21 protein-coding genes and 3 pseudogenes are annotated in these 25283 nt (G+C 57.3%); 12 read left to right on the plus strand and 12 right to left on the minus strand.

Annotated features, from left to right (window positions below):
• Position 1 precedes the first annotated feature (1 nt).
• A complete protein-coding gene (locus tag JAB4_RS29645; RefSeq protein ID WP_011875634.1) occupies positions 2–1684 on the minus strand; it encodes a DDE-type integrase/transposase/recombinase in 1683 nt (560 codons plus the stop codon).
• A 318-nt stretch (positions 1685–2002) separates the two neighbouring features.
• Here JAB4_RS29645 and JAB4_RS29650 point away from each other — a divergent pair, with 318 nt between their 5' ends.
• The 4 genes from JAB4_RS29650 to JAB4_RS29665 all read left to right on the plus strand — a co-directional run bounded on the left by JAB4_RS29650 (position 2003) and on the right by JAB4_RS29665 (position 5832).
• Positions 2003–2383 carry a hypothetical protein gene (locus JAB4_RS29650; protein ID WP_157808928.1) on the plus strand — a complete coding sequence of 127 codons (381 nt, stop codon included), beginning with the start codon at positions 2003–2005 and terminating at the stop codon, positions 2381–2383.
• Between the two features lie 354 nt (positions 2384–2737).
• The gene (locus JAB4_RS29655; RefSeq protein WP_070221477.1) at positions 2738–3844 is read left to right on the plus strand and encodes an IS5 family transposase; all 1107 of its coding nucleotides are present in this window, start codon (positions 2738–2740) and stop codon (positions 3842–3844) included.
• A gap of 231 nt (positions 3845–4075) precedes the next feature.
• The gene (locus JAB4_RS29660; protein ID WP_232731426.1) at positions 4076–4609 is read left to right on the plus strand and encodes an MgtC/SapB family protein; all 534 of its coding nucleotides are present in this window, start codon (positions 4076–4078) and stop codon (positions 4607–4609) included.
• Between the two features lie 74 nt (positions 4610–4683).
• Positions 4684–5832, plus strand: a complete 1149-nt coding sequence (locus JAB4_RS29665) for a patatin-like phospholipase family protein (protein ID WP_070221475.1) — start codon at positions 4684–4686, stop codon at positions 5830–5832.
• A 130-nt stretch (positions 5833–5962) separates the two neighbouring features.
• Here the strand turns inward: JAB4_RS29665 and JAB4_RS29670 are convergent, their stop codons facing one another.
• The 10 genes and pseudogenes from JAB4_RS29670 to JAB4_RS29710 form a co-directional block, all read right to left on the minus strand.
• Positions 5963–6529: a hypothetical protein gene (locus tag JAB4_RS29670; RefSeq protein WP_070221486.1), complete on the minus strand. Its 567-nt coding sequence runs from the start codon at positions 6527–6529 to the stop codon at positions 5963–5965.
• Between the two features lie 106 nt (positions 6530–6635).
• Positions 6636–7196, minus strand: coding sequence for a TIGR01841 family phasin (gene phaP, locus JAB4_RS29675; RefSeq protein WP_071650202.1), 561 nt, complete (start codon positions 7194–7196; stop codon positions 6636–6638).
• Between the two features lie 348 nt (positions 7197–7544).
• On the minus strand, positions 7545–8270 hold the full coding sequence (locus tag JAB4_RS29680) for a transporter (RefSeq protein WP_070221474.1): 726 nt from the start codon (positions 8268–8270) through the stop codon (positions 7545–7547).
• 483 nt (positions 8271–8753) lie between these two features.
• Positions 8754–8971 (minus strand): annotated as a pseudogene (locus tag JAB4_RS29685) (type II toxin-antitoxin system RelE/ParE family toxin); the annotation flags it as partial.
• Positions 8971–9168, minus strand: a pseudogene (locus JAB4_RS29690) (CopG family transcriptional regulator); the annotation flags it as partial. The pseudogenes JAB4_RS29685 and JAB4_RS29690, both read right to left, overlap by 1 nt.
• Positions 9169–9276: 108 nt before the next feature.
• Complete coding sequence (locus tag JAB4_RS31070; protein WP_232731431.1) at positions 9277–9408, minus strand: zinc ribbon domain-containing protein; 132 nt, start codon at positions 9406–9408, stop codon at positions 9277–9279.
• Positions 9360–9596 carry a hypothetical protein gene (locus JAB4_RS29695; protein WP_070308611.1) on the minus strand — a complete coding sequence of 79 codons (237 nt, stop codon included), beginning with the start codon at positions 9594–9596 and terminating at the stop codon, positions 9360–9362. Before JAB4_RS29695 ends, JAB4_RS31070 begins: the two co-directional genes overlap by 49 nt.
• 191 nt (positions 9597–9787) lie before the next feature.
• Positions 9788–10192: a flagellar basal body rod protein FlgB gene (gene flgB / locus JAB4_RS29700; protein ID WP_100429664.1), complete on the minus strand. Its 405-nt coding sequence runs from the start codon at positions 10190–10192 to the stop codon at positions 9788–9790.
• 788 nt (positions 10193–10980) lie between these two features.
• Entirely contained in the window at positions 10981–12630 is a 1650-nt protein-coding gene (locus JAB4_RS29705) for an alkaline phosphatase D family protein (protein WP_227742197.1), read from the minus strand.
• A 400-nt stretch (positions 12631–13030) separates the two neighbouring features.
• The gene (locus tag JAB4_RS29710; protein WP_070221977.1) at positions 13031–13939 is read right to left on the minus strand and encodes an NAD(P)/FAD-dependent oxidoreductase; all 909 of its coding nucleotides are present in this window, start codon (positions 13937–13939) and stop codon (positions 13031–13033) included.
• Between the two features lie 332 nt (positions 13940–14271).
• Here JAB4_RS29710 and JAB4_RS29715 point away from each other — a divergent pair, with 332 nt between their 5' ends.
• The 5 genes from JAB4_RS29715 (at position 14272) to JAB4_RS29735 (ending at position 20180) form a co-directional block, all read left to right on the plus strand.
• Positions 14272–14676 (plus strand): hypothetical protein, encoded by a 405-nt coding sequence (locus JAB4_RS29715; RefSeq protein WP_139143934.1) that lies wholly within the window; start codon positions 14272–14274, stop codon positions 14674–14676.
• 36 nt (positions 14677–14712) lie between these two features.
• The gene (locus JAB4_RS29720) at positions 14713–17898 is read left to right on the plus strand and encodes a CusA/CzcA family heavy metal efflux RND transporter (protein ID WP_070221981.1); all 3186 of its coding nucleotides are present in this window, start codon (positions 14713–14715) and stop codon (positions 17896–17898) included.
• Positions 17899–17940: 42 nt separating this feature from the next.
• A complete protein-coding gene (gene lpdA, locus JAB4_RS29725) occupies positions 17941–19377 on the plus strand; it encodes a dihydrolipoyl dehydrogenase (RefSeq protein WP_070221983.1) in 1437 nt (478 codons plus the stop codon).
• Positions 19378–19400: 23 nt separating this feature from the next.
• The gene (gene lspA, locus JAB4_RS29730; protein ID WP_070221985.1) at positions 19401–19901 is read left to right on the plus strand and encodes a signal peptidase II; all 501 of its coding nucleotides are present in this window, start codon (positions 19401–19403) and stop codon (positions 19899–19901) included.
• 78 nt (positions 19902–19979) lie between these two features.
• On the plus strand, positions 19980–20180 hold the full coding sequence (locus JAB4_RS29735; protein ID WP_139142992.1) for a hypothetical protein: 201 nt from the start codon (positions 19980–19982) through the stop codon (positions 20178–20180).
• A gap of 94 nt (positions 20181–20274) precedes the next feature.
• Here the strand turns inward: JAB4_RS29735 and JAB4_RS29740 are convergent, their stop codons facing one another.
• A complete protein-coding gene (locus tag JAB4_RS29740; protein ID WP_070221987.1) occupies positions 20275–22203 on the minus strand; it encodes a cytochrome c/FTR1 family iron permease in 1929 nt (642 codons plus the stop codon).
• A 169-nt stretch (positions 22204–22372) separates the two neighbouring features.
• Here JAB4_RS29740 and JAB4_RS29745 point away from each other — a divergent pair, with 169 nt between their 5' ends.
• From JAB4_RS29745 to JAB4_RS29755, 3 genes and pseudogenes are all read left to right on the plus strand, one after another.
• On the plus strand, positions 22373–22711 hold the full coding sequence (locus tag JAB4_RS29745; RefSeq protein ID WP_139142993.1) for a hypothetical protein: 339 nt from the start codon (positions 22373–22375) through the stop codon (positions 22709–22711).
• 121 nt (positions 22712–22832) lie between these two features.
• Positions 22833–23995 (plus strand): annotated as a pseudogene (locus JAB4_RS29750) (IS3 family transposase); the annotation flags it as partial.
• Positions 23996–24430: 435 nt separating this feature from the next.
• Positions 24431–24811, plus strand: a complete 381-nt coding sequence (locus JAB4_RS29755) for a CzcE family metal-binding protein (RefSeq protein WP_071650215.1) — start codon at positions 24431–24433, stop codon at positions 24809–24811.
• Positions 24812–25283: the final 472 nt, after the last annotated feature.

Here is a 25283-nt window from a genome sequence, read left to right on the forward strand (position 1 = left end):
GCTACCACTCCTCAATCTGGTCGAACGGTTTGGCCGGCGGCTGGTTGTCTGCCTGCTGCCCATCCATGTCAGCGCCCGGTGGTGGCGTGGTTTTGACAGGCGTTGCCGTTGCCTTGAGATGCTGGCGTCGATCCGCGTCGCGCCGCGCCTTGCGCGTAGCCTTCTGCGCGGTGGTAACGATTTCGCGCATCTGGCCGATCATGCGGAACAACGCCGACTCATCCACCTGTTCGCGCCCTTGCTGCCGCAATTTCGCCAGCGCCTGTCGTTGTTCCCAGAGGGTGACAGCCGGGTGCGACAAGGTACGGTAGGGAATTTCCAGGTAGTGCTGCCCCTCTGGTTCCAGCACCCATATGCGGCTGATGTCGCGCGGGTCGCGCCGGATCAGGAACGCAGGCAAGCGGTCCCGCCGAGCTATCCACGGCTTGAGCGCATCGGCGTAGTAGTGGATGTGGTCGATGACGAAGCCGGTGCGGGTCAGCGTGCGGCGGATGATGGGCAGAAAATCGACCAGAAAAGCCGTAGCGCGAGTGATGACGGTTGGCACGCCGGTCCGCGTGATAGCTTCGGCCCAGCGCGCGGCCGGCGGTTGGAGCAGGCCGTTGTGCACGGAGCCGTGATAGGTGCCGACCGCCAATGTGAGCCAGCGCTCCAGCTCGCGCAGTGTCAGGGCGGCCATCTTCTCGGAGGCGTATTCCCCGCGCTGGTCAGGATTGGAGAAGGTCGTCCCCGGCAATTCGTCGTGGATCATCTGCATCGCCGTGCCGATGATCCGTTCCACGATACCGCCGTAGTGCGGCTGCCCGAGCGGGCGATAGTCCAACCGGATGCCATGCTGCTCGCAGCCACGGCGCAGCGCCTCGCTCTTGAACTCAGCCGCGTTGTCCAAGTAGAGCAGTCTGGGCTTGCCGCTCATCGGCCAATCCATCTCTACGTTCAACCCTTCCAACCAAGGGCGCTTGTCGCAGGCGGCATGCACCAAGCACAAGCCGACCGAGACGGCGGACGGGGCTTCCAGCGTAACGACCATGCCAACCACGCAGCGGGTGAATACGTCGATGGCGAGGGTCAGGTATGGACGGCCAATCGGTTGCCGGTCGCGCTCGTCCACCACGATCAGGTCGATGACTGTGTGGTCGATCTGCACCTGCTCCAGCGGCGCGGAGACGGGTGGCGGAACACCACCAACACCTTGCAGGTCGCGGGCGGCATCTTGTCCTTCCCGGCGGTGAGTGACCTCGCGCGGATCGAGGCCGGCGATCCGCAGAGCCACCGTGTTGCGCGCCGGCACCCGCAGCTTTTGCAGCTTGCACGCCCGCACAACTTCGCGGTGGAACGCCGCCAAGCTACGCTTCTGCTTGGTCAGGAAGCGCTTTTGCAGTAACTCGCGGATGATTCGTTCGACCGACTCCGGCAAGCGGCCTTTACCTTTGCCACCGCTCGACTGCCCAAGAGCCAAGTCAGTGACCAGCCCCGATCCTAGCCGGGCACGGCGGATCAGGACGTAGACCTGCCGCCGGGACAGCCCCAATGCCTGGGCTGCCGCGTCGGCCGCTTCATGCCCAACCGTCTCCGACTGCGCCAACGGCCCAATGATCTCCGCGCGACGACGCGCACGCTCCCATGCCTGTTCTGGCAGGGTGGCCACGCCGTGCTCGGTAATCGGTGCGGTATCGGTCGCCATGCTCATCTCGCTTTGGTGCACACGAGTATTGAGCATAGACGAGTTTCGTGCAGAGGAGTCCTGATATCTGGCTGTCAGGAGCCGTATGCACAAGAGGCTTCAAACCGCGCTGAATGGTGCAGTCGTCTTCTGAAAATGACACGCTCGCCGGCCGGGCGCGGGAGTCCAACAAACCCTCGTTTGTTGGAAGTCTTCGCGCGGGGGAGACCTGATACGTTTAGTTGCATTGCTTACCGAACTGCTTCACCTCGTAGGCCAAACTTGCGATGTAATGGCTTTGTCGCTGCAGCCCCGCAGTTTCGCCAGAGGAGAATTACAATGAAAACTACTTTGATTGCATCAGCTTTTTTTGTATTGAGCATTGCCACCACCGGCAGCGCATTTGCCCAACATGGCTACCAGGGAGACCGGGATATGTCTGAGCGCTACCAGCAAAACAGTGACCGGAATGTGCAGGAGCGCTATCAACAAAACAATGGCCGCTATGGCAACGTTCAAATTATGGGGCTGCGCGACAATAGCTACGGCTATCGCAATGACTATGATCAGCAGCATCGTCGCGACAACGCTCGTGCCGCAAACCGCTACCAAGACTTGCACCGGGGCCAACGTCGCGGCCATGAATTCAGCGACAACCGTTACGCTTACGACGAAGGGCGCCACCGCCGAGTGAGTATGTCGCCACGGGGCCATCACTGACCCGATCAGGAATTCTTTCAATCCGGCCGTAATCCGATGACGTCCATACTCAGGGCTGACGCAGCAGTAGTTAGACTAAAATCTAAAATCGCGCCTTGACAGCGCGATTTTTTTTGAAATATGGTGGGCGGTTTTCTCTCATGGCACAGCCAAGAATGACTTAGGTTCCGACCACGGTGTTTGTCAACGTAGTTGTCACGATACTGGCTAGCCGAAGACCAAAGTTCCTCGGCTTCTTCAATCCGAGCCACTCACGCTCCGCCTAACAGGCTGCTGAAATACCAGAGCGGCCGCCCGTCCAGAGCGGCGATCTGAATGTTATCCTGTCACTCCCGTTCCCCTACCTGAGAATCGATGCGCGGCGCCGACACCTTCACCGAAAGCTTGTTCATGATGCGCAAGCTGGAAGACTTCATTCCCCAAGATCACCCGCTGCGGGAGGTCCGCAAGATGGCCAACGCGGCGCTGGAAAAGATGGCAGGTCTGTTCGCCGGCATGTACGAATCGGAAAGCAAAGGCGGCCGCCCCAGCATCGCGCCGGAAAAGCTGCTGCGCGCCATGCTGCTGCAAGTGCTCTACAGCGTTCGCTCCGAGCGGCAGTTGATGGAACAGGTTCAGTACAACCTGCTGTTCCGCTGGTTCATCGGCCTGGCCATGGACGACAACGTCTGGGTGGCCAGCGTTTTCAGCAAGAACCGCGAGCGCCTCATTCGGCACGACGCCGTCATCGAATTCTTCAATGAAGTGCTGGCCATCGCCGGCCAGAACAACTGGCTATCGGGCGAGCATTTCAGCGTGGACGGCACCTTGATCCAAGCTTGGGCAGGCCACAAGAGCTTCGTGCGCAAAGACGGTGATGGCGGCGACGGCAATGGCGACGGCGGTGACTTCAGGGGCAAGAAGCGCAGCAACGAAACACACCAATCGAAGACCGATCCCGAAGCGCGCCTGTACCGCAAGGGCAACACAGGCAGCGAGCTGCGTTACATGGGCCATACCCTGAGCGACAACCGCCACGGACTGATCGCCAATGCGCGTGTGACCCAGGCCGACGGCTATGCTGAACGGGAAGCGGCGAAGGCGATGGTGAACGATGCGCGGCAAGCGCTGAGCGATCCCGCAATTGTGATCACGGTGGGCGCCGATAAGGGGTACGACGCGGCAGAATTCATCCAGGCCTGTGCGGCCATGAACGTGATGCCACATGTGGCGCAGAACAAGTCGGGCCGCAGCTCGGCGGTGCCTGACACGATTGCCCAGAGCCTGGGCTACGCGATTTCTCAGCAGAAGCGCAAGCTCATCGAGCAGGGGTTTGGCTGGGCCAAGATGATTGGCGGTATCCGCCAGGTGATGGTGCGCGGCCTGCGCAAAGTTGACCAGATGTTCGTGCTCAACATGGCGGCTTATAACTTGGTGCGCATGCGTTCCCTAGGACAAATCCGTCCGCAGGGCGCGCAGTAAGGGAAAACGGGTTCGAAATCCGACGAAAACAGGAGAAAACGGTCATGTTCGCGTAAGACTTTTCACTTTACGAAACGAATTTCGAAATCCTCATGATTTCGCCATACGACCGTTTTCCGTCGGCTGGTATTTCAGCAGCCTGCTAATTCGATTGGTGCAACCCTGATCAACACCTATAATGCTGAGCGACAGTGGCCTTGCCAAGAGTTGCACTCCTCTTCCAGGCGATCCATGTTCGATCCTACGTCCGGGTGGAAACCGAGTAGCCGGGTGAGTCGAACACTTTTCAAAACTGAATGGGCGGGTATGGATTGGAAAACAGAGTTACTCTTTTCATGGCGCGTTATACTCGCCGCACTGTTCGGCGCCTTGATCGGGTGGGATCGAGAACGGCAAGGCAGTGACGCCGGCGTGAGGACGTGCATGGCGATTTCGATCGGCTCTTGCGTTTTTAGCTTGATTTCCTGGCATGTGTCTCCGGCCGATCCTGCGAGAATTGCGGCTCAAGTCGTCACAGGTATCGGTTTTCTTGGCGCTGGGGTGATCCTTCAGGTGCGAGGCAGAATTGCTGGCTTGACAACCGCTGCAACTTTGTGGGCCACCGCAGCCATTGGCATGGCATGCGGTTTTGGTATGTACGTGCTCGCCGCTCTCACGACAGGGCTTATCTATGCCATGCTGGTTTTGCACCACGTGCCGGGCTGGGCAACGTTCACCAAGCGCAATTTCAACGTTCGAAATAAGGCTGAGGCAGAGCACGATTAGCTTCAGACTATGTCTCGTGCAACAGCAACATGCCATCCCCGGCCAACTTACATGCGAGAGATGACTCCATTCAAATGAACACCAGCGTGAATTCTCCTGCGCCCGTCCGAAAGAAGCGGGTCGCCCTTGTCCTGCAGGGAGGGGGCGCTATGGGTGCTTACCAAGCTGGCGTCTACCAGGCGCTCGAAGAGCGCGGTTTTTGCCCGGACTGGGTGCTTGGTACGTCCATTGGTGGCATCAATGCGGCGATTATCGCTGGTAACCCGCCAGCCGCCAGACTTGCCAAGTTGAAGGCTTTTTGGCAAACGGTATCCCAGGAGGAATCTGTCGGGCTCGATTTGATGACAGATCCGATGCGGCAAAAATCTACCCAGTGGGCGACCTTTGTCGCGGCGGTAGGAGGCATCTCTGGATTCTTCAAACCGAGATTTTGGAGCCCGTTCAGTATGGGGCTATCAGTACCTCCGGAAGAAGCAAGCTTCTACGATACCGCCGAGCTAGCCGATACGCTACGTGACGTCGTCGATATTTCTTACTTGAATACGTCAGGCAACATGCGCTTGACTGTGAATGCGCTTAAAGTCAGCAGTGGCGAATTGGTCAGCTTCGACAGTCAAAAACAGGCTATCGGGATTGAACACATCATGGCAAGCGGTGCCTTGCCGCCTGGCTTTCCACCCGTTCGAATTGACGGGGACTTGTATTGGGATGGGGGGTTGTATTCGAATACGCCGATAGAAACCATTTTTGATGACACGCCTCCGGTGGACACGCTTTGCTTCATGGTTGATCTATGGCGCGCCGAGGGACCGGAGCCAACGACCTTGAACGAGGTACAGACGCGTCAAAAGGACATTGTTTTTGCTTCCAGGTCGAATCGTCATATCGAGGCATATCGGCGTACGCACAATCTACAATGCATGCTTCAAAGGCTCTATGCGAAGCTACCGGTCGAGCTACGCGCTGACGTTGGCAACGAAGTGCTAGACCAACTGATTCCTGAGACAACCTTGCATATAGTTCGTCTGGTCTATCCCGGGCGCGACTGGCAGATGGCCGCGAAGGATATCAATTTCGCCAGCAGCTCGATATCATGGAGATGGGAGCAAGGCTATCGCGACGCACTGCAAGCAGTTGATCAGGCGGGTTGGCTTGTAGAGACCACCGAACATAACAGTGTGATAGTGCACGACATTGTCCGCAATTCAGAAAGAAGTGCGTAAGCGATACTGCTAAACGCCCGCGCCCAAATATTTTTGTGATACCTGCTTTCGAAGGGACCAACACACAGCTTGGCTACCTCGACGGGCGCCTTCTTTTTGGTTGATGCAACACGGGCGCGCCTCCTATCTCCTATTCCCGCTCGGGAACGGGGACATTAAAACCGTTCAGTGTTGTTGATACCAGTGCATATAGACCAACGAGATAAATTAATTCATTGGTCCCACGTTGCCCAAAGGTTGCAAGAGCGAGCCGGTATAGCGGCTCTGGAAGTGCGCCGCCGCGACACAGCGCATACGAGAAATCAAATGCGACATTTTCGTCTTTGGACAGGTCGGTAGGCTTGAGATCTGCCACCAACGCGGCAAGTCGCTCAGCGGACATTCCTTCCCGCTCAGCGACAGCGACATGAGCATAAATTTCGTAGGTGGCGTTAAAATGGGCACCGACGATGAGAATAGCAATCTGTCGAATATTGTCCGGCAGCACGGCGTTGGCTGTCATCGCTAGGGTCAGGTCCCAGATCGCCTTGCCGATTGCCGGCTCGTGCAACCATGGATTCCATGGCCCCATTAGTGCCCCGTCTTCTCGCTCAACTTTGAAGGCGTTAAAGTTGCTCGCAATTCCTTGGCGCATATGGTCGTAGAGGGCCTTCTGTTCGACCGTAAGGTCCGCCGGGGCGATTAGGGGAAGGCGCACGAGTAACTCCTTGAAATCATGTCTAAAAGCCTCATCGCACAATGTGTGTATGTGGCGTTATTTTCCCCGTGCTGCCTAGAGGCACCCGAAATATACATATAATCGTTTATTTGGGTTTGGCGGGAGGATTTTCAGGGATGCCACCTTGTATATTGCCTTCACGAGCACCTTGCAAGCTCGCACCTGCTCGCCCATTGTCTTTGTCGTTGCTGTGTTGAGCAAACGAGTTAGTGAAACTCCGCATTGTTTCTTGCTGTTTTTCCATACTGCGTTGTGTCTCCTCGGCAGCAGTGCGGGTCACATCCTCAGCGAGCTTCTGTGCGGTGCTCGAAGTTTTTGGAGCGTGTTCTTCGCTAATACGCGCTATAGCGACCTGCGAGTCTGCAGCAAGGCGCGACAGCTGCTGATGATATGCACGCAACTTCTCCGATGCTGGCAATGCGCGAGATGCTACGGCATCGATCAACGGAGCCGGGTGGTCGGTCGACAGAACATGCTGAGCACAGTGATTGCACTCTTCAATCATCGTTTGAACAAGCTGCATGTTCACCTGACTCAAATTTTGAATCGTTTCAAACAAAGATTTTGAGATATCATTAAAATACGCAGTTTGTGATTCCAAGTGGCTTTGAAGAGCCGGGGCGACAGCTTTTGAATATGGGAACATAGGAATACCTTAAAATGTTTTGTGGAATGGGCATGGTATCGAAAGGACCGTGAATACCAAGCGCCATGCAGATTTTGAGCCAGAAGAACTAATGACTCAGCGAAATTGCCTCAAAGTTTTCGTGCGGAAAACAAATGTAGCACATCAATAGGCTAGCTTAAAAGCCACTTTTATTGAAGCGATTGTTCAATCGTGCGGGCCATCACTTTGAGTGGCTGGCTATGGGAATGCTCGGAATGCCTCATGCCAGTGCGTAGTGTAGATAAAGTCGAACTGCGAAATCGGGATCTTTACGTATATCATGGGTCGCACAGAATTTGTTAGCAGCGCGCGCATGCCAAGTCCACATTAGATGATCATCTCGACAACCAGCAGCGCAATGAAACCTATAAAAAATGTAGCCGTCTGCAAGGGCGTTTCGGCTACTTCGTGCGCCTCGACCAACAACTCTTCGGTCACAAGATATAGCAGCGCTGCGACCCCGAATGCCAAAGTTGCGTCGAGCACGATCGCTGACGCGTTGGCAAGCACAAGCGCACCGCCCAATGCGCCAAAAAGTAGGCATGCCATATAAAAGCCGATAAAGCTAGCAATTCGAGTACGTGTGGCGCCGACGCTAACCAGTGCAGTAACGGAGGACAGTCCGAGAAAAAGTACTTCGAGCGAGAGCGCTACGGTAAGTATCAATCCTTGTTTTTTACCCGCTGCGAAACCAAGCCCGATCAGCACACCGTCGAGCACGAAATCGACGCCAAGGATCCATAACAGGCTGTCGACATTTTTTCCCTTCGGAGCTGCATCTTGCCCGGCCTTCTCAGTAAAATGTTTTATCGCGAGCATAACCAAAACACCGAGGGCGAAACCCGTTAGTGTTGCCCAAGGCAAACGCCGATGCATTAAGTCAGGTAGTAACTCAGTGGCAAGTGCAGCAAACACTACCCCGGCCGTAAAGTGCTGGATAGCACTACGAAGCGGCGCGCCGGGAGGGCGGAGAAGCGCCGCGCCCCCACCAGCGGCAAGGGCGAGTACGGGATAAAGTGCGTAATTGAGTATGCCGCCCACGGAGGATGTCATTAATATTTCCACTCAGATATAAATTCCTAAGAAAATGTCCTTTTGCATCCATTGATTTGGAGCACATTCACTTAAGCGCTCCCGATCAGTATGCCATGAGATTATATAAACTACAGGTTCAAGGCGCTCCAATCGAGGGCTACGGTGCTTATATCCAATTTGGTATCAAACTTCGGGGACGCACCGAGTCGCACTGCCCTCCAACGAACCTTCATGGTGCGCTACCGCTTGCGACGTCTTTTTTTCAAATCATCCGTTAAAGTCTGCGCCAGTGGCTCGAAAACCAACTTGCGCTGCGCATTCCTTACATCGCCTATGGGCGCGAACATTACCGGCGTTACGACTAGGCCGCAAGGCGCAGAAACCAAGATCAGCCGGCCCAATTCGCCGAGATTATGGTGCCTGAAAATATATTCGAACGAGGTTGCGGACAGCGGCTTTCGCTGCACGACGACGTCGGCAGGTAACGAAAAACTCATATAACTGGTCCTCACGTATGTGCCAAGTCCGCATGACATAAACCACGGAATCGGCGATCTCATAACGGCCGACAAGTAGCATGCGACCTCGCGCGGGTCGAATTTCTCCAGCCGCTGGCCGAGGACTTTAAGGCGCGCCGCAGCGGGTCCGTTTGCGCTGGCATTGAATTCATGCAGGCGCACCACGTTGGACAATACCTTGCTGGTCCACTGCGACCGCATCAGCGCACCACCGGCGCGGGCAGCGGGTCGTCCGTACCGAGGCTATCGGCCAAAGCCTGCACCGCCTGGTGATCGATGGCGCGGCGGGCATCGACGTCGGCCATCGCCTCGCGGGCCAGACAGCTGCGCTCCCCCTCCTGTCCGACCCATGCGCTAAGCCCCTGTTTGAAAACCCAGCCGTGTGAGCGCTCAAGGCGGCCAGGAAACTGGCCGACGTTACTATGTTTGCACTAACAACAAATTTTGGTCCGCGGAGCCGAGAACAGGTAGTTCAGTTCATAAGGATGACATGGACATCGCCGCAACTATGCGACAGCTTTACCGCATTGACCGCAGAATTTTGTGCCTACTTGCAAACTAGTGCCGCACTGGAGGCATGCTACAGGAGTCAGTGAGGTGCCGCATTGGTGACAAAATTTCGCTCCTGGTGCATTAATAGCCCGACATGTGGCGCACGAAACTCCATTGCTAACCGGAGGAGGGGTATTGCTATAACCTCCACCGGGCGGAACGCCGTGACCACCACCACCGTGATGGCCACCTCCATGATGTCCGCTATCCCTATGCCCACCACCATGACCACCGCCATGCCCTCCCAATATTCGATCCAAAATGCCCATTTCATGACTCCTTAACAATCGTTGAACAACTCTACTTTGTAGCGATTGAACCTGCTCCATGAATCCTCGCTTATCGTCATCGAAATTAAGCGCCGGCGGTCATCTTGCGGTCCACATGCTCCAAGAAAACCTATTGCCACCCGCGATTTGATGCGGCAAGGATGGCAGGCAGGAATCGACGGGCAATGAAATTAATTTAATATGGTAGCGACTTGAAAAGTTCACTCATCTCTTTGTATTCGTGTGCAACTTTTTGGACTGCAAGCTCGTAACGAATGGCGGTTTCTGCGAATGCGGCGCGTTCCACGTCCATGTCAACGGTGTTATTGTCTGCGCTCGCTTGAGATGGCACGCGGTACAGGATGGGAAAAGGGTCATTTGGAAGGACTGACCGAAAATTTTGATCCCCTTTCGACTGAGCTTCCGGTTGTCTCATCGCTTGGCTCAACGCAGCCTTGAAATCAACATCACGCGCCTTGTAATGTGGCGTGTCCGCATTGGCGATGTTCGACGCAATCAGCTCGAGCTTTTTCGCGTAAATGCTCAGGGACTTCTCCCAGAACACGTCGCTGTCCGCTTCTTTTGCCCTGACGATTTCCATGGTGTATCCGCAATTTACCAGGATCCAATGCTACGGTAATATCAACTGTCATAGAGGAAAGAAAAGAGGGGCGTTTACCTTTCACTTTTTCATTTCAAAGCAATTCGGTATCAGATACCGCCCCTGCAGAGTACTCAAAAAATTAGACGTGCCGCTCGCGCGCATGTTTTGCGCAGGCTGCAGCGCAGTTCTCGCACGCCGTCTTACACGCCGCACAGTGCGCATGTTTGTCTGCGTGAGCGGCGCATGCCTGTGCACACATCGTGCAAATGTGGGCGCAGAGCGCGCAAAAATCGCCATGATGCTCTGATCCTCTTGCCAACGCATTCATGGTAGCAGTGCAAATATCCGCGCAATCGAGATTGATCAGTGCACAATTCGCACCACCACCTTCCCGGATATCCGCAGCCGCGCAAGCTTGGGATGCATGGATTGCTTCTTCGCAGGCTTCAATGCAGGCTTGAAGATTTTTGTCGTGCGTGCTCGTACTTTGACTTTGCATAGAGGTCTCCCATAGAGTTTCTGTTAAGCCAAGTTGATATGGCAGCATTGATAATAGTCCGTATGGCCCAAATTGCGCGCAGCATTGGTTGTTTCTCACATGCAAGGAATTGATGCGTAACCATGCTTAACTTTGAATCAGGGGGCGGGCGGGGGAAGCCCTGCGCTGCTCCAAGTTCGGCAACCTCACTCACCAGAACAGGTTTTGGGTCAGGACGTACGTTGCGATGCATGCGGCGAGTTGGTTGCCTTTCTGATGATTGCACGTGGCGCAACCGATGACTCGCTCAGTCATGGCGCCCCTCCAGAAGCATCGCAGGTGTACGGCCGCAAACTTCTAGATCCCACTCGGCAGACCACTTTTCGCTACGCCGCATCAAGACCACGTAGTTACGCTCGGCTGTGTAGATGTGCTTGTGGCCAGGCAAGGGCTTCAGGCGGACCGGCTGGCCCGGTAAGACGCTTTCACCCATCATCGCAAGATATCCGAGCGCGCGGGCGTACAACCTCGGCGGCGGCGGATGCGCGATTCCAGACGCGACAAGCTGATGCATTATCGTTCCGTCCGTAAACGCCATTTCGCCGCGCGTGGCCAGATGTATCTCGCCCGAGAGCACCGTGACGGCGATGCGGCCTTCGATCGCACGTAGTTGCAGAGCCTCCAGCATGCGCCGCCACTCGGCACGGTGCGATCGGCTCTGCCATTGATCCAGCATGTCATCCTCATATTTTTGGACGCCAGGGAGCACGTGCAGAAATTTCTCAATCCAGCTTAACCGCGGGCCCAGGAGCGGCACGCTGGACATGAGCAGAATCCGGTCGTCCCGGTTGGTCGCTAAGAGTGCCCGCTCAAATGCGGCCCAGCCGAATGGCCCCATCACCTGAGTCGGCCGGCGCTCCGAGCGAAGGTCAGGCGCAACCACTGAGAACCGAGGGAAACGGACGACCTGGGTAAGACTTCGGAGTTCGCTCGTCTCCTCGCTGATTGCGGGCTTTTCGAGGGTAGCGCCGACTTGGAACAGCATGAACATGCGCCGCGCCACATTAAAGAGGCCGCGACCGACTTGGTCATCGAGAAGCTTCTCCGGAATGCTACCCCAGCCATCAAAAATATCATGGTCATCCCACATCATGAGCGAAGGTACGCGGGCATTCAGATGGGCGATATCCGGCTGAGCCAGAAGCGTAAGGTATCGGTTGAAATAGTGACTTTCCGCCGCCGTGCTCATGTCGGCGCTGAACGACTGCTCTGTCATCTCCACCCTCGCCTTCGCTGCCCACCTTGCGAGGGCCGGATGAGACTGAAAGACTTCGTCGGCATAAAGTTGATCGCCGCCCTGCAATAGAAGGCCAAACGGCGTACGCGCGTGCTCTTCTGCCAAGCGGCGCCACATCGCGTTGCGCTCTACTGCTGGCCGATCCGTGTCGGCGTGCTCCTGCCCGTTGCAAGACACATAGGCGATCCGCACATCGCCTGAAAAATCTGCATGCACGGGAAAGACGGCATCGCCCAAACGGTAGGTAGCGTTCTCGCGCGCCGGCAGATCGAAGTCATATCGCCATACCGTCCGGCCAAATTGCGAATGTAGCTGCACCGGCGTGATGATTTGCCCCTCCTCCGGGACCAGGACTGGTGGGCTGAGGTGGTCTAAGGTGATAACGATGGCGGAAAGTCGACACTGACGCTCGTTGGCGCCGCGCACCAACAGTACAGGGCCAATGGTTTCTAGCTGCCTGGTCATTTCCGGATGCCCGCAGAGGCGGTCCGCGGTGGGGTGCGCCGCCCTGGCCCTCACATCCAACTGCTGCCATGTTCCAGGTTGGGGTATTACCGCTGGAAGGGCGTTTGTCTCAGTGCCGTAGGTAACCAAAGGGATTCCCGTATCGCCTGCCGTTAAGCGCGCAAAGGCCTTGCGTCGAATGTCAACGAATTTCATCGGGGTGGTGCTCTATCTATGCTTTCAACTCCCAATGTCTCATACTTGGCTTGGCGAAATCGAACTTGATTATACCTTTTCCGCTTTGATGCAATCGGCGAAGGTTTCGGGTCGAGACGCTAGCGTTCAACGAGTTAATGCCATTAACTCCATACTGGCCATCGTCGCCGTACATGACGGACCTCGGCCGGCGACTGGATATCGCAGCACCTTGTTACAGCTAATTCTCATGCGCTCGCCTTCGGTAGCAGAGAATTTCGGTTTGGGGAGATGGAATGCAGGTTGAATCCGTTTCAAATGCAGCTCGCTACAGTGAATGCGACTACACCGGCAAGCGATAGCACTTCAGTTCGAGTATACCAACCGATCATGTAAAGCTTATCCATTGACGGCGCCACTGCTAGCCGCGAAATAGGCGCGGCAGCTCGTTATGGATATGGGTTGCCGCCACGGCGGCCTGACCCGCTGCCACGCTAATTTGGTTCAGGCCAGCCACGACATCGCCCACGGCGTATAAGCCTGGCACTGTCGTGGCCTGTTGCTGATCCACAGTCAGCTCACCGCAATTGCCAGTTTTCGCGCCCAGCGACTGGGCAAGATCGGAGCGGGCCACTTCCCCCAGCATTGGGTAGACCACATCAAACTCGTGACTATCATCATCGGCTGTGTGCAGAATGGGCATCATTTTCTCACTCATAGTTATGCCTTGAAGTGGCGAGAGCACGTAGGTCACCATGGCTGCATCAAGCTCGGCGCGTTGAGCGGCACTCAGCCGTACCTCATCACGTTCGAATAGTGTCACGCTGGCACTGAACGTGCGCATAAAGAGGGCATGACCGACCGGGTTGACGTTGGACGACACGACCGCGATACGCTTGTCGAGCACGTCGAAGCCGTCGCAGACGGGACAAAGCCTGAGCGCACCGCTGGCGACCGCTTCGTGCCAGTTCTCGATTGGCAAGCCGGCATCCGCAATGCCCGTCGCCAGCAATACAGTTCGGGCATATATCTGGCCGCCATCGTGGTGGGCAACAAACACATCGCCTTCCCGGCGCAAGCCAGTAATTTCACCTTGAGTCACTTCGCAGCCGTAATTACCCAACTGGCGTCGCAAATTCTCCAGTAACTGCGAACCGCGTATGCCGTGCGGGAAACCAGGAAAATTATGGGTTACCGGAATTAAGTCAAGCCTGCTGTGCCCTTTATCGATGACAGCAATGTCGCGTCGGAAACGGCGCAGGTATACCGCCGCTGTTAGGCCAGCGGGTCCGCCGCCAATGATTAGCGTGTCCAGGATGGGGGGAGTCATCCCTTGATTGTAACAGCAATGCACAGCACAATCGGCCACCTGCTCAACCGCGTGATCGCCCATTGGCTGGACATGCTGGACGAAATCTTGGCCTACACCAAGGCCGTGCTGAACATTCTGGTTAGTTGCAGATAGTGCTGGTTCGTGGCGATGGAATGCAGGTCGGCGCAGATAAATACCGGTTCATTTGCAGCTAATGCTGGTTTGAGGGGACCGTCAGTTGCAGTTATTCCTGGCAGAGAAGCTGCTGGAATGCTGGTCGGGCCCGTTTCGAATGCAGGTTATTACACCTATCGCCGGATGACGCGGCGCGTGTAGCAGTTGGCGCGACCGTGGATGTCTCAACGGATGGCCGTTCCGGATCGGCCCGCATCACCAGTATGTCGCGAATTCTCGATCCAACAACGCGCCAAGTGCGCGCAATCGCGATGCTGCCCAATGAGCGCGGCACCTGGCGCATCGGAGAAACCGCGCGCGCCTCCATCGCTCTTTCGGGCAAAGCCGATGGCGGCCAGCTTGCAATCCCACGCACAGCGGTACAAACCGTCGAGGACAAGCCGAGCGTGTTTGTTCGCGCGAAGGATGGGTTCGCGATCAAACACGTCGTTCTGGGCGCTGCCGCAGCTGGCTATGTGAAGGTTTTGTCCGGCTTGAAGGGAAACGAACAGATCGCCGTGAGCAATACCTATCTGTTGAAGGCCGAGCACGGCAAAGGTGAGGCTGGCGACGATGACTAATTTCCTCATCCCAGAACATTCCGAGGATTTCCAACCATGATTTCACGCATCGTCAATTTTTCTGTCGCTCGCCGGTGGCATGTACTCATCGTGACGATTCTGCTGTCGATCATCGGTGCTGTTGCGCTAACCCGCCTTCCCATCGACGCAGTACCGGACATCACTAATACGCAGGTCCAAATCAACGTCGTGGTACCAGCCCTCTCGCCAGCCGATGTCGAGCGCCAGGTAACGTACCCGATCGAAACCGCGTTCGCCGGCATCCCGGGACTTGAATCTACGCGCTCGCTGACCAGGCATGGCTTCGCGCAGGTGACAACCGTATTCAAGGATGGGACCGACATCTATTTTGCGCGCCAGCAGATAGCCGAACGAATGCGAGCCGTCGAGCGATCGCTACCCCCTGGCGCCAATGCAAGCCTGGGACCGATCGCGACCGGTCTCGGAGACGTCTATATGTGGACCGTCGAGTTCGCGGCGAAGCCAGGCGCGAAGGCGGGTTCAGGTGCCGGCCTGCAGGCCGATGGCAGTTATGTCACGCCCGAGGGCGAGGTGCTGCGCAGCGCGGCTGAAAAGGCGACCTATCTTCGTACGGTACAGGACTGGATCGTCGCGCCCCAGCTAAAAAACACCGAAGGACTGGCCGGAGTTGATGTTATTGGCGGCTATGTCAAACAGTATGTGGTCACGCCCGATCCACAACGGTTGGCGGCACTGGGAATCAGTTTATCGATGCTGGGTGAAGCACTTGAACGCAACAATACCAGTGTCGGCGCTGGCGTAGTCTTCCAGAACGGCGAGGCACTTACCGTGAAGGCCGATGCGCGCATTACTTCGACAGACGAATTGGCCAAGACCGTCATCACTACCCGGAGCGGTACGCCGGTTCTGGTTTCGCATGTCGCCACTGTCGGTCTCGGCCAGGAGGTGCGGTTTGGATCCGCGTCAGAAGGCGGGCAAGAAGTTGTGGTAGGTACTGCCGTGATGCGCATCGGCCAGAACAGCCGGACGGTCGCCGCTGCGGTAGACGTGCGGTTGAAGGAAATCGCACGCTCGCTACCTGCGGACATGCTGATCCGGCCAGTGCTCGATCGCACCCGCCTCGTTGACGCGACCATCAAGACAGTTGCGATCAATCTGACCGAGGGTGCGTTGCTGGTGATCGTGGTCCTGTTTGCGCTTCTCGGGAATCTGCGCGCGGCACTCATCGCCGCAGCGGTCATCCCGGTCACCATGATGCTGACCTCCGCCGGCATGCTCAAGGCAGGCTTATCGGCTAATCTCATGAGTCTGGGTGCGCTCGATTTTGGCCTGATTGTCGACGGCGCTGTGATCATCGTGGAAAACGCGCTGCGCCGCATCGCGGAACGACAGCATTCTCTCGGCAAAGTGCTTTCCAGGTCCGAGCGGCTGGAAACGGTAGCGGCTGCAGCGCGCGAAATGATCAGGCCGAGTGTCTACGGCCAAGCAATCATCATTCTCGTGTATGTGCCGCTGCTGACCTTTCAAGGCGTTGAAGGCCGCATGTTCGCGCCGATGGCATTGACTGTCATACTCGCCCTCTTGTTTGCCTTTATTCTCTCCCTGACGTTCGTGCCAGCGGCAATCGCACTATGGCTTTCCCGCCATGTCGATGAGAAGGAAAACAGGATGGTGAAAGCCGTATCGTCGACTTACGCGCCTTGGCTGGACCGGGCTCTGACCCGGCCCAAGCTGATCGGCGTGATCGCCGTCGCCGCTTTTGCCGGTGCCATTGGACTGTTTTCCACCCTGGGCCAGGAATTCCTCCCGACGCTCGATGAGGGAGACGTACTGCTACAGGTGGCCCGCATTCCAGGAACCTCCATCGATCAAAGCCAGGCCATGCAGTTCGCAGTGGAGAAGGCTGTCGCGAAGCTACCAGAGGTAAAGCTGGTATTTTCGAGAACCGGGACGGCCGAACTGGCGGCAGATCCCATGCCGCCCAATATCACGGACACCTTTGTCATTGTCAAGGACCGGGCCGAGTGGCCGAAGCCGAAGATGAGCAAGGCTGAACTGGTTGAGAAGATCGAGCATGCCGTAGCGGGCATCCCTGGTCAAAACTACGAACTTACGCAGCCGATCCAGATGCGCTTCAACGAGCTGCTTGCTGGCGTCCGCGGTGACATCGCCGTTAAGGTCTATGGTGACGACTTCGACGTGATGGTACGGACCGCGGAACAGATCGCGACGAAGCTGCGTGCCGTGGAGGGTGCTGAGGATGTGCGCGTGGAGCAAGTGCAAGGGCTACCACTACTCGATGCGCGCCTTGATCGCGACGCCATGGCGCGAGTGGGGCTCACTGCGCAGGACGTGTACGACACTTTGGCGGCGGCCGTCGCCGGGCGCGAGGCCGGTTCGATCTACGAGGGTGACAGGCGTTTCGATGTCGTGGTGAAGCTGGGTGAAGGGATACGAAACGATGTGGAGGCGCTGCGCCAACTGCCGGTCCTGACTCCGAGCGGAAAATTTGTGCCGTTGGGATCGGTGGCGGTACTAGCCACGGCCAAGGGCCCGAATCAGATCAGCCGTGAAAACGGCAAGCGCCGGGTGGTGGTGCAGGCAAACGTGCGCGGTCGCGACATCGCCGGCGTCGTCAAGGAAGCCCAGGGTAGTATCAACGCTGACGTGCGGGTGCCTGCGGGCGTATGGCTCACATGGGGCGGACAATTTGAAAATCTTGAGCGTGCCCGCTTGCGTTTGGCGGTGGTGGTTCCAGCATGCTTCGCGCTTATCGTAGTGTTGCTTTACTCGGCCGTAGGCTCATGGCGCGCCGCTGCTGTGGTGTTCACTGGAGTGCCACTTGCTCTGATCGGTGGTATCGCAGCGCTGTGGATTTGTGGCTTGCCGTTTTCAATATCGGCGGCGGTGGGTTTTATCGCGCTATCCGGTGTGGCGGTGCTAAACGGTCTGGTGATGGCCGGCTCAATCGACGACCTGGCGAAAACGCTGCCGTGGGATCAGGCCGTGCGCGAAGGTGCGTTGCGGCGACTGCGGCCGGTATTGATGACGGCACTGGTTGCCTCGCTCGGATTCGTGCCGATGGCCCTGGCGACAGGCGCGGGCGCCGAGGTCCAGCGGCCTTTGGCCATCGTCGTCATTGGCGGGCTGATTTCGGCCACAATCTTGACTCTGTTTATGCTGCCTACCCTGTACCGGCGCTTTGCGCGTCCCGAGGAAAGCCTGGCCGAGGGAATCTGATGAGAACGAAACTCGATTGTTATTGCACCTGAAGGACGGGACATGGAAAAACATTATGACGTAGCGATTATCGGCGCGGGCTCGGGCGGGTACATCGCCGCGATTCGGGCGGGACAGCTCGGGCTTTCGGTCGCCTGCATTGAATCGAATCCTTATGCGGCGCCGGACGGCCAACCGCGTCCCGGCGGGACATGCCTGAACGTGGGCTGCATCCCGTCTAAAGCATTGCTTGCGTCCAGTCACTTGTACGAGCAGGTGGTACACCACACTGCCGAGCATGGCATTAGCACTGGTCATGCGACGATCGACGTGAACAAGATGGTCGACCGCAAAGACGGTGTGGTGACCAAGATGGCCAAAGGTATCGAATACCTGTTCAAGAAGAACAAAGTCGAATTTATCAAGGCGCGCGCTAAATTCGTGGGCGCGGGCAATGGCGTATTCGAACTGGAGGTATTGAAAGACGGTACAACGCAACGGATCTCGGCACGACACATCATCGTCGCCACGGGATCGAAGCCACGCCAGCTGCCCGGCACGCCAATCGATAATCAGACCGTCTGCGACAATGCGGGCGCACTGGATTTTCGAGAGGTACCAAAGCGCCTATGCGTAATCGGGGCGGGGGTCATCGGCCTTGAGCTGGGGTCGGTGTGGCGCCGGCTGGGCGCTGAGGTAACCCTGCTCGACGCCATGCCTGACTTCCTGCCTGGCTGCGATATCGCTGTCTCGAAAGAGATGTTCAAGTTAATGTCGAGCCAAGGGCTGAAGCTGGAGCTTGGGGTGACCATTGACAGCATTGCACTCTCCAACGGGGAGGCGGTGATTTCGTATCGCGGCCCAACCGGCGCACCGATGCATCTCATCAGCGACAAGGTGGTCGTCGCGATCGGACGAATACCAAATACCGATGGCCTGGAGCTCGACGTCATTGGCGTGCAACCAGACGGTCGCGGATATATTCCCGTCGATGAGCACTGCAAGACAGCGGTGCCTAACGTGTTTGCGATCGGCGATGTAGTGCGCGGCCCCATGCTCGCGCATAAGGCCGAGGAAGAAGGCATCATGGTGGCCGAAATCATCGCCGGGCAATCCGGCCATGTAAGCTATAACGCTATTCCCTCAATCATCTACACCAGCCCCGAAGCGGCATGGGTCGGAAAGACGGAGCAGGAACTGACACGTGAGGGCCGCGCCTTCAAGTCGGGGCAGTTTCCGTTCGCGGCAAATGGCCGCGCTCTCGGTGGCGGAGAGGCACAGGGGTTTGTGAAGGTACTTGCTGACGCCCAGTCTGATCTGGTGTTGGGCGTGCACATTGTCAGCTCACTCGCGTCCGAAATGATTGGTGAGGCGGCGATGGCATTGGAGTTTTCAGCCTCGTCCGAAGACATCGCCCGGATTTGCCACGCGCACCCGACCCTGTATGAAGCGATCAGGGAAGCGGCCCTCGCCGTCGATAAGCGCGCCCTCAACATTTGATGTCCTCTGTTAGCAAAAACCATATGCGTAAGCCTTTAACTCCCCTCGCTGCTGTGTTGTTTGCCGGCCTGATTTGTGCGGCCGACCTCGGAAGCAAGGCTCTGGTGATTAAACACCTGGCGTACGGTCAGAAAATCGAGTTGATGCCGTCGCTGAACCTAGTTCATGCGGTCAACGAAGGTGCGGCCTTTGGTCTTCTCGCCACCGCGGGAGGCTGGCAACGCTATTTGTTCATAGCGATAGCCGTACTGGCATCGGCATTTTTGATTCACATGATAAGAAAGCCCCGGATCGGCTCTGTGGAAAGGCTTGGTCTGGCGATGATTCTCGGCGGCGCCGTCGGAAACCTGGCCGATCGAACCGCTCGCATGGGAGTTGTGGACTGGCTCGACTTGTACGCCGGGGTACATCACTGGCCAGCTTTCAACATCGCTGACATTGGCATCACGCTGGGCGCCGCTGTGCTCATCTTAAACGAGGTTTTCCGCGCCAGCGCGAACGTGTCGCCTGCCGGCAAAGGGTAATGCTGAGAGACGCAATGAGGACCGTGTGGTAAATTTGCGTCGGGGTTTTATTTTCAAAACCACATAAGGACGGCGTAAATGCTTAATCGCAAAAGAGAAATCGCCAAGTTTTTTTCCGGCTTCGAGGCTTTTCATACCGTTTTTCACGGCTATCTACTTGTTACAGGCGCAGAAGTCTCCGTACTTGGAGTCGCAGCCACTCCAGGGTGGAATTTAACAGGAATTATTCTGAACGGAACGATTGCCATAGCGCTCGGCATCTACGCGTGGAAAGCATAGGAAACCAAAGCACATTATGATCTTCAAACATAGGGCGCGCGCAATCCAACTATTGCTGGCCATTCCACCGGCTTCCGACCGCCCCTGTTAGCCGTTACCGCCGTGCTTTCACCACATTGAATCCAAATCCGATCACTGCAGCCGAAAGCAGGAGTAGCTGGGCGCCGTAGGTCTGCAAGGTTGGATAGATGCCAAGGATAGGTAGCCGCAGGCCGTCCACCGGTGTCGCCATCAACCAGCCTGCTTCCTGCAAACCGGCTATTCCCTTTCCAACGAGGACTACGGCCAGCGCGGCGATCAGCACGGAGCTGTATGAGAAAAATTTTCCGATTGGCATGCGCGCACTGGTGCGCAAGAACACGAAGGCAATCACTGACAACAGAACTAGCCCGGTCACGAATCCGCCGAGCAGTGCAGATCCGTTTCCATCGGCCGCGAGTGCTGAGTAAAAAAGGACCGTCTCAAACACTTCCCGGTACACAGCGATGAAGGCAAGCGCAAACAGCGCCCACGCCGAGCGTTTCTGCATCGCTGCGCTGAGCTGCCCGTGCAGATATGCCTGCCACTGCCCTGCCTGGCCCTTCTGGTGCATCCACAGCCCGACGGAGAGTAGCACCACCGCTGCAAAGAGCGACGACAAACCCTCTGTAATCTCCCGGCTGGCGCCACTGATGCTGACAACGTAGGTAGCCACTAGCCAAGTGACGCCGCCGGCCGCCAGCGCGGAGATCCATCCAGCATGTACGTAGCGCAGTACCTGTGGCCGCTCGGCTTTACGGAGGAATGCAACCATCGCGATCACGATCAGTAAGGCTTCGATCCCTTCGCGCAGGAGGATGGTGAGGGCGCCGACGAACACTGTGGTGGCGTCGGTTTTGTCTTTGCCGGTGACCGCTTCCACACGGACAAAATAGACATCGAGTTGCCGTGCGTGTTCCGAGGCGGCCGCCAGGTTGCCACTGGTGACGGCCCCCCTGTACAGTTGCATGGTTCTTTCTACGTCGATCAGTAGCTGGCGGTCGGTAGCATCAAGCGTCGCCTCGAGTGGTTCGAAGCCATCCAGGTATGCCGACAACGCCAGTTCGGTGGCCGTGGCGCGGTCCCCCACTTTCAACGCTTGCAAGCTGCCCTGAAGCAGTTTACGAGACAGAGCGATTCCGGACTGCCCCTTTTGCTGACCAACCACTTCGGGATGGGTCCGTGTATACGCAACTACCGCCCGGGCGGTAGTTGGCGGCATTGCCTTTGCAAGTTCCTCCTCCGTCACGGTTACAAGTGCACTCATGTCCGGTAGCGTTTTACCTGGCGCGGTATCGCGCGCGAACGCTTCTTTGCCCGCTTTGATGTCCGTATCGTTGAAGCCGAGAGTTCCTACAAAGAACGCCAGGGACCAGCGATCCGCGTCTGACAAGCTGGCAAAAGCCGGCATGGACGTCCCCGCAACACCTTGGCTGATCACCTGGTGTAATGCCATGAGTGAGCGCGACCGAGCCCGCTCCCTGTCGGTGAACGCGATTGGCTTCGGTTCAAGCCTCGTTGCGAGAGGGCCGTCACCGGCTCCGGCCGCGCCGTGGCAGGACGCGCACTGCGCCTTGTACAGCGTGGCGCCACGGGATAGCTCGGGCACGCTTCTAGGCGCCACCGGAAAAGGATAAGCCGCCAGGAGCAACTTGTTCGCGTCCCGGGCGAGCTCGCTGACGCGCAGCGGTGGATCTTTACGTGCAACCGCCTGTTGCAGGCGAGTTACGATCGAAGTCAACGCAGCGTGCGAAGCGTGGGGTGGCAGCGCGATAACCTGAGAGCGGGCGCGCTCAGAAAACTCCTGCATTTCCTTGTATTCCATCTCGCTGATAACCGACCCGTTTTGGACGGCGCCGGCGTAGTCCACGGCCACATAGTCGAGCAGTTGCCAAAGTTGTCGGACCTCCGGCTCGTTTGACTGGGGAGATGCGTGGACATTGTGTAGCGCGAAACCGTAGCAAAATGCGAGATGGAGAAATAGTTTCCAGATGGGGTGCTTCATTCTTGACCGTTCACAGCGACGTTATTGCGGGTATTACACACCTTGTAGCAGGTTGAAGGTCAAGGCTTTTCCAACCGCGCGGGGCGTTTCGCAACTGGCATAGTTGAGTCTCGTCATTTCGTGAGGACATTGCCGACTTATCATCGGAATGTGATTGTATAATGCGGCCATGAAACGCCTTCTCCTCATCTTTCTGATCATCCTGTTGCCGCTTCAAACGGCCTGGGCGGCAGGGCTGTGCAATATCGTGGGAAGCGCGGACGCGGCTGGTACTATCGCGATACTGCCCGAGAATGTAGCTGAAGCAGAGGCATTCGATACAATTGCGGAGCAAGGTTGTGGGACGGTCTGTCCTGCAGGCTGCACCCTGTCGGCCGCTGTTATATCCAGCTCGCTAAATCTGAGTTCGCTCGCAAATGCTGAGCGTACCCGGCTGCCTCCCGAACTCGATTTCGAGTCGCACATTTCCGACGGCCCCCGCCGGCCCAAATGGTTTTCTCGTCGCTAAGCCTGCAACAAGCGCACATCAAGTCTGGCCATCTGGCTCCTATACCGCCAAGCCCCATATAGTGGATCCACGATTTGAGACAGCAGTTTAAGCTATGGTCCTCAACGGAGGACGGCGGGAAATGACGGAAGCAAAGAAGCGCAAAGTGCACAGTGCGGAGTTCAAGGCGAAGGTCGGTCTGGAGGCCGTGCGCGGGGTCAAGACGGCCAACGAGATCGCCCAATTGCACGGCGTCCACCCGGTGATGGTGAGCCAGTGGAAGAAGGAGATTCTGGCCAAGGCCGGCACGCTGTTCGAGGGCAAGCGCGGACCCAAGGTTGAGCTGGAGCACGAGAGCGAGGACCGTCTGTACGGCGAGATCGGACGCCTGAAGATGGAGCTGGACTGGCTTAAAAAAAAGTCAGGCCTGTAAGCGGCGCCGTGCGGCTGGGATGGATCGAGCACGAAAGCGAGCTGACGCTGGTACGCCAGTGTGAACTAGCCGGCGTGTCGCGGGCGACGGCATATCGGCCGCGCTTGGCCGCGCCCGCCGGCGAGGACGACCTGACGCTATGCGCGTTGATCGACGAGGAGTACACCCAGCATCCGTTCTACGGCAGCCGGCGGATGGTGGTGATCCTGCTGCGACAGGGCTGGCTGGTGAACCGCAAGCGGGTGCAGCGCCTGATGCGAGTGATGGGCCTGGCGGGAATGGCGCCCGGCCCCAGCACGACGGTCCGGCATCCGGGGCACAAGGTCTATCCATACTTGCTGCGCGGGGTGGCGGTGGTCCGCCCCAACCATGTGTGGAGCACGGACATCACGTACATCAGGCTGGCGCGCGGCTTTGCGTACCTGGTGGCGGTGATCGACTGGTATTCGCGGCGCGTGCTGTCCTGGCGCATCAGCAACAGCATGGACGCCTCGTTCTGTGTGGATTGCCTGGAAGAGGCGCTGATTGGTCACGGCAAGCCGGACATCTTCAACACCGATCAGGGCGTCCAGTTCACCAGTCAGGCGTTCACCGGCGTGTTGCTGCGCGAAGGCGTGGCGATCAGCATGGACGGCCGGGGCCGGGCGCTGGACAACATCTTCGTCGAGCGCCTGTGGCGCAACGTCAAACACGAAGACGTGTACCTGAACGGATACGCGACGATGGGTGACCTGACGGTCGGGCTGACGCGGTATTTCGCCTTCTACAACGAGGAGCGGCCGCACCAGTCATTGAACTACCAAACGCCGGATGTGGTGTACGCCAGTGGCGAGGGCGGCGGCGCGATGATCGTGGATAAATACGGCAGTGCCGCGGTCACGGCTGCGGTAACTTCAGGCGCTGCGGCGGGGCAAGGGGCTGCGCCCCAAACCCCGCCCTACCGGGAGCGAGCGGCGATCAACTCCGCTGTCGCGGGAGTGGTAGATTAAGCAAGACAGGACAGCGCTGTTCCGCTGTAAGCAGTGGCATGGCCATAGCTTAAATTATGGTGCGAATTGTCTTGACGGTGGGGTCCACTTTACCAGACTATTTGAATCCTTCCAGGCATCCCTCATTCAACGTTGAGATACGCTGGCCAGTTCCTGGTCTGCGCCTCTATACCTAAATTCGTATCCCGTCTTTTGGAAATCAGATGGCGGGAAATATCCGACTCGCCGGCGAGTTTCGCACGGCCATTTCGGACAAGACGAGATATCGCTCCACAGGCGGCGTTCGCCGCCTTCTAACTACAAAACAAGGACTCAAAAATGAAACTGTCATCTATATTTCTCTCATGCGTGGTCGCCGGCGCACTCGTCATTTCGTCGACCGCATCGGCCGCTGACGCTAGTTCGCCGCAAGCGCCGGCGGCCGATAAAGTCAGGACCAACAAGGAAGTTCGTGAGGATAGCCCGTTCGGTTATGTTGCCGTACTTGGTACTGCTGCCGAGGAAATCATTATTGTTCCGGGCAAGACACGTCACATCAAAGTGGTCCGACTTGAAACATATCGGATCGTCCATGGTTCCTCTGTTGTGGTTTGGACATTCGATACTTTTGGCCTGCCGACGTTTCCATTATCAAAAATTCTACCTGGCTCGTCGGACGTTACGGTTCATGTGGGTGAAAACCCTATGTACGCCAATTAGTCAGCTTATGATGTCTGAGCAGTAGCTCTCCACGCGCCATTCGCATGCAGCCACCCTGCCGCAGGAACAGAGAAGCGACGGCGCCGTCCGCACCCTTGTCACTAAGCTGAAGGAGCAAAAAAAGCGACTGCAGAGGGTCAAAGATGCGCTCGAAGAAGAGGCAGCTGCGACGGCAAAGGCCCAGCTCGCAGGCTTGGCGTCCGTGGGCCCCGATGTCCTTCCCCCAATCTAACGCGTTCACTGCATTGGCACCCCTAGTCACCTGGTGGTAGCCGGCGGCAATGTCAAAAAGGAGCCTCGGCTCCTTTTTTTCCGTTCTCAACGACGTCGCTGACGCCGCGGCGGTTGTCAGCCAAGTTGATGGCTGGCCGCAGGGATATCGTGAAACTCTCCATCCTCGGACTGGAAGACCTCAAGGCGAAGGACTAGGTCTCGCATGTTCGCGAAGATGACTGGCGCCACAAGACAATGT

The organism is Janthinobacterium sp. HH102 (assembly GCF_001758625.2).
In the GTDB taxonomy this organism is placed as follows: domain Bacteria; phylum Pseudomonadota; class Gammaproteobacteria; order Burkholderiales; family Burkholderiaceae_D; genus Janthinobacterium.